The organism is Streptomyces hokutonensis (assembly GCF_042751305.1).
Taxonomy (GTDB): Bacteria; Actinomycetota; Actinomycetes; order Streptomycetales; family Streptomycetaceae; genus Streptomyces; species Streptomyces hokutonensis_A.
Genome location: NZ_JBHYWD010000001.1, coordinates 941,622 through 949,486 on the forward strand (window position 1 = coordinate 941,622; position 7,865 = coordinate 949,486).

General features: G+C 69.1%; 6 protein-coding genes and 2 pseudogenes. 2 read left to right on the forward strand and 6 right to left on the reverse strand.

Annotated features, from left to right (window positions below; genetic code table 11):
• Positions 1 to 186: 186 nt before the first annotated feature.
• Complete coding sequence (locus tag ACFXC1_RS04370) at positions 187 to 906, forward strand: DUF6461 domain-containing protein (RefSeq protein WP_381238544.1); 720 nt, start codon at positions 187 to 189, stop codon at positions 904 to 906.
• Positions 903 to 1,271, forward strand: a complete 369-nt coding sequence (locus tag ACFXC1_RS04375) for a cupin domain-containing protein (RefSeq protein WP_381238547.1) — start codon at positions 903 to 905, stop codon at positions 1,269 to 1,271. Before ACFXC1_RS04370 ends, ACFXC1_RS04375 begins: the two co-directional genes overlap by 4 nt.
• A 30-nt stretch (positions 1,272 to 1,301) precedes the next feature.
• On the opposite strand, the pseudogene araD reads toward ACFXC1_RS04375, so the two are convergent.
• The 6 genes and pseudogenes from araD to ACFXC1_RS04405 all read right to left on the reverse strand — a co-directional run.
• Positions 1,302 to 1,400, reverse strand: a pseudogene (gene araD / locus ACFXC1_RS04380) (L-ribulose-5-phosphate 4-epimerase); the annotation flags it as partial.
• A pseudogene (locus tag ACFXC1_RS04385) lies at positions 1,393 to 1,776 on the reverse strand (ribulokinase); the annotation flags it as partial. The pseudogenes araD and ACFXC1_RS04385, both read right to left, overlap by 8 nt.
• Before the next feature lie 84 nt (positions 1,777 to 1,860).
• Positions 1,861 to 3,666: an RICIN domain-containing protein gene (locus tag ACFXC1_RS04390; RefSeq protein ID WP_381238550.1), complete on the reverse strand. Its 1,806-nt coding sequence runs from the start codon at positions 3,664 to 3,666 to the stop codon at positions 1,861 to 1,863.
• Between the two features lie 23 nt (positions 3,667 to 3,689).
• The gene (locus ACFXC1_RS04395) at positions 3,690 to 5,846 is read right to left on the reverse strand and encodes a beta-galactosidase (protein ID WP_381238551.1); all 2,157 of its coding nucleotides are present in this window, start codon (positions 5,844 to 5,846) and stop codon (positions 3,690 to 3,692) included.
• A 52-nt stretch (positions 5,847 to 5,898) separates the two neighbouring features.
• A complete protein-coding gene (locus ACFXC1_RS04400; protein ID WP_381238553.1) occupies positions 5,899 to 6,825 on the reverse strand; it encodes a carbohydrate ABC transporter permease in 927 nt (308 codons plus the stop codon).
• Positions 6,822 to 7,739 (reverse strand): carbohydrate ABC transporter permease, encoded by a 918-nt coding sequence (locus ACFXC1_RS04405; protein WP_019068007.1) that lies wholly within the window; start codon positions 7,737 to 7,739, stop codon positions 6,822 to 6,824. Before ACFXC1_RS04405 ends, ACFXC1_RS04400 begins: the two co-directional genes overlap by 4 nt.
• Positions 7,740 to 7,865 lie beyond the last annotated feature (126 nt).

Consider the following 7,865-nt stretch of genomic DNA (forward strand, 5'->3'; position numbering starts at 1 on the left):
TCCTCACGCAGTGAGACCGACTCGACCGCTGCGGCCCATGTCCCTTTGCAGGAACGGGTGTTGGTGGGGAGGCCGCGGCTTCCCTACCCTACTGGCGGGTCGGGGGTGTTCGCCCACGATCGGGGATCGGCGGTCGGACCGATCGGGCCGGGCCCGGTGTCAGCGGCGGCCGGCAGCATGCACTCCATGACCACAGCCACCGCGGCCGACTACGGCTGGATACGTTCCGCGACCTCACCGTTCCGCTATGCGCTGGAGAGCGGGTACACGCTGGTTCTGGTGCGGGGAGTGTCCCCCGCGCAGCTGCTCGCCCTGGCGGAAGCGGAGGGGAGGGGCGTGTGCGCGGGGCTCGACGAACTGAGCGAGCAGCACGAGGCGTTCCTCTGCGAATCCGATGGCTGGGACGCCTGCGTCCTCGCGGGAGTGTGCACCGTCCCGGGCGACGAAGGGGAATGGACCCTCGCTCTGGCCCTCGGTGGGGATCTGGGTTCGTCCGGTTTCATGGAAACCCTTTCGGCCGGGACCCGTGTCGTCTCCCATGCGAGTAATGGCGGGAAGCCCATGGAGTTCTTCCACTGGTACGAGAACGGTGAGCTGCGCACCGGCTTCGAATGGCCCAGGGTCAGAACGGGCAGCACTACGGACGAACTCAATTCCCTCATCTGCCAGGTCGGTCTCGGCCTCACCGACGAAGACATTTCCCGTGCCGATCGCAAAGCGGCGGTCTTCGCACTGACCGAGCGCCTCACCGGAGTGCGGGTGACCCCGGAACTCCTGACGTCGGCCGCCTATCGGACGGCTGAGGTGTTCGAGGAGCCTGTCGAGGAGTGGACGGGCATCGTCATCGACATCACGGACGCGCACGGTGTGCGGACTTACGTGGAGGTGCGAAATGATGAGCTGTGAGCGGAAACATATATGTGGGAAACGCGGGCAAGGACGCGGCGCTGGACAGGGGTTGGCTCCTCGGGCATTTCAAGGGTGCCGGTGACCCTCGTCACAGCGACGCCGTCGAGGTCAAGTGGGGTGTCCATCCGAAGGGTGACGAACGGCTGGAGTGGGTGAGAGGTGACGAGCGGACCGCTCTTCTCGTGCTCGTCAGCGGCCGGTTCCGTGTCGAATTCCCGGAACGTGGCGTTCTTCTGGAACAGCAGGGGGACTACGTCGTCTGGGGCCCCGGAGTCGACCATTCCTGGTTCGCGGAAGAGGAATCCGTCGTGCTGACGGTTCGCTGGCCGTCCGTCTCCGGCTATGCGGTGACACGGGAATAGCGAAGAGGAACAGTCCGCATCCGGAGCCCGTCAGGCGGCGGGCTCCGGGGCCGGGTTGCCGTAGTAGGCGTCGGGGCCGTGTTTGCGGGTGTAGTGGTGGGCCAGGAGGTGCGGGGGCGGAGGCGTGCGGGCGGCCCGCGAACCGGGGCAGTTCACACAGGGGCGTGCCGTCGGCGAGGACCGGCAGGACCGTGCAGGCGGTGAAGTCCGTGCCGATACCGACGACTTGGTCAGGGCGAACGCCGGAACGGGCCAGCGCCTCGGGTACGGCGATGCGCAGCACGTCGATGTAGTCGGCGGGGACCTGGAGCGCCCAGTCGGGCGGCAGCGGGGTGCCGTCGGGGAGGGCGCGGTCCAGGACGGCGTGCGTTTACGGGTGCTCGCCGACGGCCAGTTCGGCGCCGTCGGCGACCCGGACCACCACGGCCCGCCCCGACAACGTGCCGTAGTCGACTCCGATGACGTAGGTGTCGAGGTTCGCGCGGTCCTCGTGCGGTGCGTTCACAACCGGCCGTCCTTCTGCTGATCGGTGATTCGGTGTGCCCTGTCGGGCCCGGCCGACGGAGGCCAGGCCCTGTCTCAGGTGGGCCTACTGGACGAGCTTCCAGTCCTGCGAGCCGTCCGTGAGCGCGGTCTGCAGGGTGAGTTGCGCTCCGGCGGTCGCGCCGGTCAGGTACAGGCTCGTGTTCTTCACGGACTGCAGTGTGTAGAACCCGTCGCCGGTCTTGACGAGGTTCCAGCTGCCGGTGGTGCTGTTGTCCACCCACTGGCCGATCTTCTGGCCGGCCGTCGCGTTGCCCGTCCAGATGGCGGCCGCCCTGCCGCCGGACTTGTTGAGCAGGGTCGTGCCGCCGTTGGGTTCGGTCACCACGTGCCAGTACTGGGTGTCCGGGTCGGCCGCCGCGCCGGGGTCCTCCAGGACCACGTCGGGCACGTTCCCGTTGCCGAGGTTGGCGTCGTTGGTCCTGTTGCCGGTGCCGATCACCTGGCCGGTCCTGCGGTTCACCAGCTTGTAGTAGGCGCCGTCCGAGTCCCCGAGGTCGACCTCGGCGTAGGCGATGGTGGACGTGCCCTGGTTGTTGAGGATCGCGACGCGGCCGGTGCCGTCGACGTACTGGAGATTGCGGCTGTAGCCGGCCGGAGAGGTCGTCTGGTACTCGGTCCACACGCCGTCGCTGCGCCCGCTCTCGTCGACCCAGACGTCGCCGCTGCCCGCCGCGTTGTAGACCAGGCGTCCGTCGGGGAGCCGGACGATCACCGGGCTGCCGCCGCCCGGGAGCGGGCGGGAACCCGCGACGACGGGCAGCGAGCCGACGGACATGCCGGTCTGTGTGCCGCGGAAGAACTTCAGGGGGTCGTCGGCGATCGCGTACCTGGTGTTGGCCCCGCCGCCCCAGTACTCGAACGTCAGCATCCAGCGGCCGTCCGTCGTGGGGACGACATTGGTCATGCCCGGCCGTCCGCCACCGATCTCCGTCTTGCCGCCGCCCATGTCCTGGCCGGCACCGGAGATGTCGACGACCGGGTTGCTCCACGTGCCGTCGCCGCCGTCCCAGGTCTTGTGGACGAGGATCTGACCGTGCGAGTCGGCGGCGGTGTCATTGGCGGGGTCGAGCGTCGGGACACCGGTGACCGGGTCGAAGCCCGTGTAGTCGTTCTCGTCGGAGTAGTAGCAGACGAGCTTGCCCTTGTAGACCATCAGGTACGGCTCCCACAGGGGGTCGACCTGCTTGTCCGTGTTGGCGCTCGCGACGTTCTGGCCGATGGCGCCCGCGCTGCCGCCCTGCCACCCACCGGTGGCGATGACGTTGACCACCTTCCAGGTCCTGCCGTCGTCGGCGCTCGAATACAGGGCGATCGCCAGGTCCTTGCGGTCGCCGTCGTTGTTCGGCGTCCAGCTGGGGTCGGCCGCCTTGTGCTCCTTGTAGTAGTAGTCGTCGCCCGACACGACACTCGCCAGGAGCAGCGTGCCCTTCTTGAGGCTGCCGACCTTCTGCGGAAGGACGTAGAGGTAGGGGTTGGTCCAGTTGCTCGTGTACTTCGCGTACCGGGGATCCTTGGAGAGGTACGCCGGAGCCTTGACCTCCGACAGCGGCTGCCAGCTCGTGCCCTCGTCGTCGCTCTTGTAGACCGGGAGGGTCTGCCCGTCGGCGCTGCCCGACGCCGTCACGACCGTCGACTTCTCGAAGGACGCGACGAGCCGGCCGCTCGGCAGCTGCGCCGACTTCGGGTAGATCGCGCAGTTGCCGCGCCCCTTCAGGCAGGCATCGCTGCCGAGTTGGTAGAGGGTCCCGCCCGTCGGGTTGTACGCCTGCGCACTGACCATGGGTATGGCGAGGATCGCGGATGTAGCGGCAAAGGTTCCGAGGGCTCGTCCAAGCCGTCTTCTCTGCATGGCCCCTCCTCAGGGGAGTCGGTTCACGATCGGGTGGCTGTCGCGGAGACGAGGACGCGTACGTCCCAGGCGCCGAGGTCCAGGGCCGAGCCGGCGACGACCGCATCGCCGGCCAGTGCGTCGGTGAGGTCCGCCGGGGAGAGGACGCTCGCGGGCTCCCAGCTCCAGTTGTGGACGATGTGGACACGGCGGCCGTCGGCCGCGGTCCCGGTGGTCGCCGTGACGGTCGCGGGGAGGTGCCGCCAGCCGCTGGTCGCGGCCGGGGACAGCCACTCGGCCAGCGCCCGGGCGAGGTCACGGTCCGGCGCCGTACCGACGCAGGTGATCCGGCCCGCGCCGTGGCTACGGGTGGTCACCGCGGGCCAGCGGCCGTAGTGCGGGTGCTCGTAGGCGACGAGGACCTCGGCGTCCAGGGCCGTGAGGCCCTCGATCCACCGTGTGGCATTGGCGGTTGCGGGTACCTCGAACGGGCCGCCGGGCACCGCGCGGACCGGCACGTCCTGGGAGAGATTGCCGAACTCGTCGTACCGCACGCCCGCCGCCGCGACGAGCCGTCCGGGCGCGGGCTCGTGGCGGGCCCGTGCCTCGTGGTCGGCGTAACCGGTGCGCGGACCGAGGACCAGGTGGCCGCCGGCGTGGGCGTACGCCTCCAGCCAGTCGAGCGTGGAGTCGTCGACGACATACAGGGCCGGGGCGACGAGAACCGGATGGCGTTGTACGGCTTCCTCCGGTGTCATGCCGTCCCGCTCGCCGCGCGGATCGTGCAACTGGCGGGCGTGGACGATGCGTACCTGGCGGCCCGCATCGAAGGCGCCCCGGTAGAAGGGGTCGAAGAACCGGTGATAGGCGGCGGGGTCCGGCTCGCCCTCGGCGTTCGCGAGCGGCGGGTACTTCTGCATCAGCCACTTGCTCGGCATCGAGTAGACCATCGTGATGTCCGCGTCCGGCTCAAGGCCGGCGACCAGCGGGCCCGCCGTGTCGAACTCCGCGCCCAGACGGGCGATTTCGGCATACGTACGGCCGGGCAGCCCGCTGTGCGGGAGAACTCCGCCCCAGTAGGTCTCCGCGCCGAAGCGCAGGGTCTGCCACTGCCAGTACTCGATCATCCGGGCCCCGCGCGCGACATGCGCCCAGGCGGCCTGGCGCCACTGGCCGTCGTAGCCGGGCCGGTTGTCCCACGGGAAGCCGATGCTCTGGGCGTTGGTCTCGGTGACGAGGAACGGCTCCTGGCGCGAGGAGAACATCCAGTCGGCGGTCTGGTACATCGACCAGACCCCGGTGGTCTTCCACTGCTGCTCGTGGTCGTCAGGGGTGGGGTCGGGCAGGAGGAGGCCGTCCTGCATGTCGTAATACGGGTTGCCGGAGGCGATGTCGAGGCGGTCCGACAGTTCGTCGTCCTCGACTCCCTGGCGGGTGTAGGAGATACAGGTGGTGACGAACTGGCCCGGCTGCGCGTACTCGCGGACGAGGTCGGCCTGCCAGCCGATGAACTCGGTTACCTGGCGGGCCTGGAACTCCCGCCAGGCGACGTCGTATTGGGGCTGTTCGTTGCCGTCCGGGGTCCACAGGTCGGCCCAGGTGGACAGGCGGTGGGACCAATAGACCAGTCCCCATTCGCGGTTGAGGGTCTCGACGTCGCCGTACTTCTCCCGCAGATGGTCCACGAAGCGCTGGAAGACGCCGTTGTTGTGGAGGAGGTGCAGGCCCGGCTCGTTGTCCACCTGCCAGCCGATGACCGCCGGGTGGTCGGCGTACCGGGCGACCATCGCACGGATGAGCCGCTCGGCGTGGAAACGGAACGCGGGGTGGGTGAAGTCGATCTCCTGGCGGGCGCCCCAGCCGAGCCGCTGCCCGGTGGCGTACTCGGCGGTGATCTCCGGGTAGAGGCGGACCAGCCACTGCGGGGCGGCGTAGGTCGGGGTGCCGATGATCACGGAGATGCCCCGCTCGTGGGCGCCGTCCAACACCGGTTGCAGCCAGTCGAGTTCGAACCGGCCGTTCTCGGGCTCCCAGGTCGACCAGACCGACTCGCCGACCCGGATCACGGTGAAGTGCGCCTCGGCCATCAGGTCCAGGTCGGTCTTGAGCTGTTCCTCGGGCCGCGCGGTGGAGCCGTAGGCGGGCGAGTACTCGTGGTAGTACGCGGCACCGAACAGGACACGGGCAGGCAGAGCCGCCATGGGGGGAAACCTCCGGGGAAACGGGAAGTGGTACGAGGGACGCGGACGCGCGCTACTGCTTGACGCCGCCGGACGCCAGGCCGCTCTGCCAGTACCGCTGGAGCATCAGGAACGCCACGACCAGCGGGACGATCGAGATCAGGGAGCCGGTCACCACCAGCGCGAGCATGTCGCTGCTGGAGCCCGCCCCGCCGTTCTGGGCCTGCGCCGCCCAGGAGGAGAGGCCGACGGTGACGGGGTACAGGTTCGGGTTGTTGAGCATGATCAGCGGCAGGAAGTAGTTGTTCCAGGTCGCCACCAGCGTGAACAGCAGGACGGTCACCAGTCCGGGGCCGAGCAGCCTGAGCACGATCCGGAAGAAGATCCGCGCCTCGCCGGCGCCGTCGATCCGGGCGGCCTCCAGGATGCTGTCGGGCACGGCGTCCTCGGCGTACACGCGCATCAGATAGAGGCCGAACGGGTTGACCAGGGACGGCAGGATGACGGCCCAAGGGGTGTTCACCAGGCCCGCCTTGGCGAACAGCAGATAGGTCGGGATCGCCAGCGCGGTGGCCGGGACCATCACCGCGCCCACGACGAGGTTGAAGGCGACCCGGTCGCCCCGGAAGCGGAACTTGGCGAACCCGTAGCCGCCGGCCGCTGCGAGCAGCGCGGCCCCGACCGAGCTGACACCCGCGTACATGACCGTGTTGAGCAGCCAGTGCACGAAGACACCGTCGTCCTGGGTGAAGGTGGCCCTGACGTTCGTCAGCAGCTGCGGGGCGTGCGAGAACCACAGGCCGAAGGTGTTGAACAGGTCCTGGGTGCTCTTGGTCGAGGCGACCAGCAGCCACAGCAGCGGCAGCAGGAAGTACGCCAGGACGGCCAGCATGGCGATCGTCAGCGGGGTGCTGTGGCGCTTCCTGCGCCGTCCCCCCGCGGTGGCCGGAGCCTGCTTCGCCGGCGGAGCGAGCTCGGCCGTGGGAAGGGTGGTCGTCATGATGTCCTCCTGCGGTTGGCGGTGAGCAGGACGGCATAGGAGACGATCACGATGACGAGGCCGAGGAGGAAGGACACCGTGGCCGCGTAGTTGACCTGCTGTCCGGTGAACGCGAGCGTGTAGGCGTAGAGGTTGGCGGTGTAGGAACTGCTGATCACGTCCGGGGCGATGCTCATCAACAGCTTCGGCTCGTTGAAGAGCTGGAAGCTGCCGATCACCGAGAAGAGCAGGGTGAGCATCAACGCGGGCCTGAGAGCGGGCAGTTTGATGGACCAGGCGATGCGCCAGGCGCCCGCCCCGTCCATCGCGGCGGCCTCGTACAGCTCCTCGGGAATGGTACGCAGCGCGGCGTACAGGATGATCATGTTGTAGCCGACGAACTCCCAGGTCACGATGTTCGACAGGCTCCCGAGCATCCAGCCGTCGCTGAGGAAGGCCGGGGCCGGCAGATGGAGATCGTGGCTCAGCTGGGCGAACGGGCCGAAGTCCGGTCCGTACAGATAGCCCCACATGAGCGCGGCGACCACGCTCGGCACGGCGTACGGGACGAAGATGCCGAGCCGGATCACCTTGGCGAACCGCAGCAGCCCGCTGTCGAGGGCGAGCGCGAACAGCAGCGCCAGCAGCAGCATCAGCGGGACCTGGATCACGAAGAACAGGGCGACCCGTACGACACCGTGGATGAGCTGGGGGTCGCCCAGGGCCCGGACGTAGTTGTCGAGTCCGACGAACGCCGTTCCGCCGATGAGGCGTTCCTGGAAGAGGCTGAGATAGGCGGCGTAGCCGAGCGGGGCGAGGAAGAGCAGCAGGAACAGTGCCATGAAGGGTGCGACGAACAGTGGCCCTGCCGACCGGCGGCGGCGCGCGCCGCCGCGCCGGCCCTTGGGGGAGGCCGCGGTTGTGGCAGTCATCATCGGGCCTTTCTGAGGGGTGGGGTGTGCCGGGGACCCGGGGCCCCCCCGCGCCGCCGGGCACCCGCGCCCCCCACCCCCACGGGAGCGAGACACCCCCCGCGGGTTGGTGACTCGGGTGGCGCGCGC

Coding starts and splice junctions, on each gene's coding strand:
- ACFXC1_RS04395 (WP_381238551.1), bottom strand. CDS start 5,846: ATGGCGGCTCTGCCTGCCCGTGTCCTGTTCGGTGCCGCGTACTACCAC.
- ACFXC1_RS04370 (WP_381238544.1), top strand. CDS start 187: ATGACCACAGCCACCGCGGCCGACTACGGCTGGATACGTTCCGCGACC.
- ACFXC1_RS04405 (WP_019068007.1), bottom strand. CDS start 7,739: ATGATGACTGCCACAACCGCGGCCTCCCCCAAGGGCCGGCGCGGCGGC.
- ACFXC1_RS04400 (WP_381238553.1), bottom strand. CDS start 6,825: ATGACGACCACCCTTCCCACGGCCGAGCTCGCTCCGCCGGCGAAGCAG.
- ACFXC1_RS04390 (WP_381238550.1), bottom strand. CDS start 3,666: ATGCAGAGAAGACGGCTTGGACGAGCCCTCGGAACCTTTGCCGCTACA.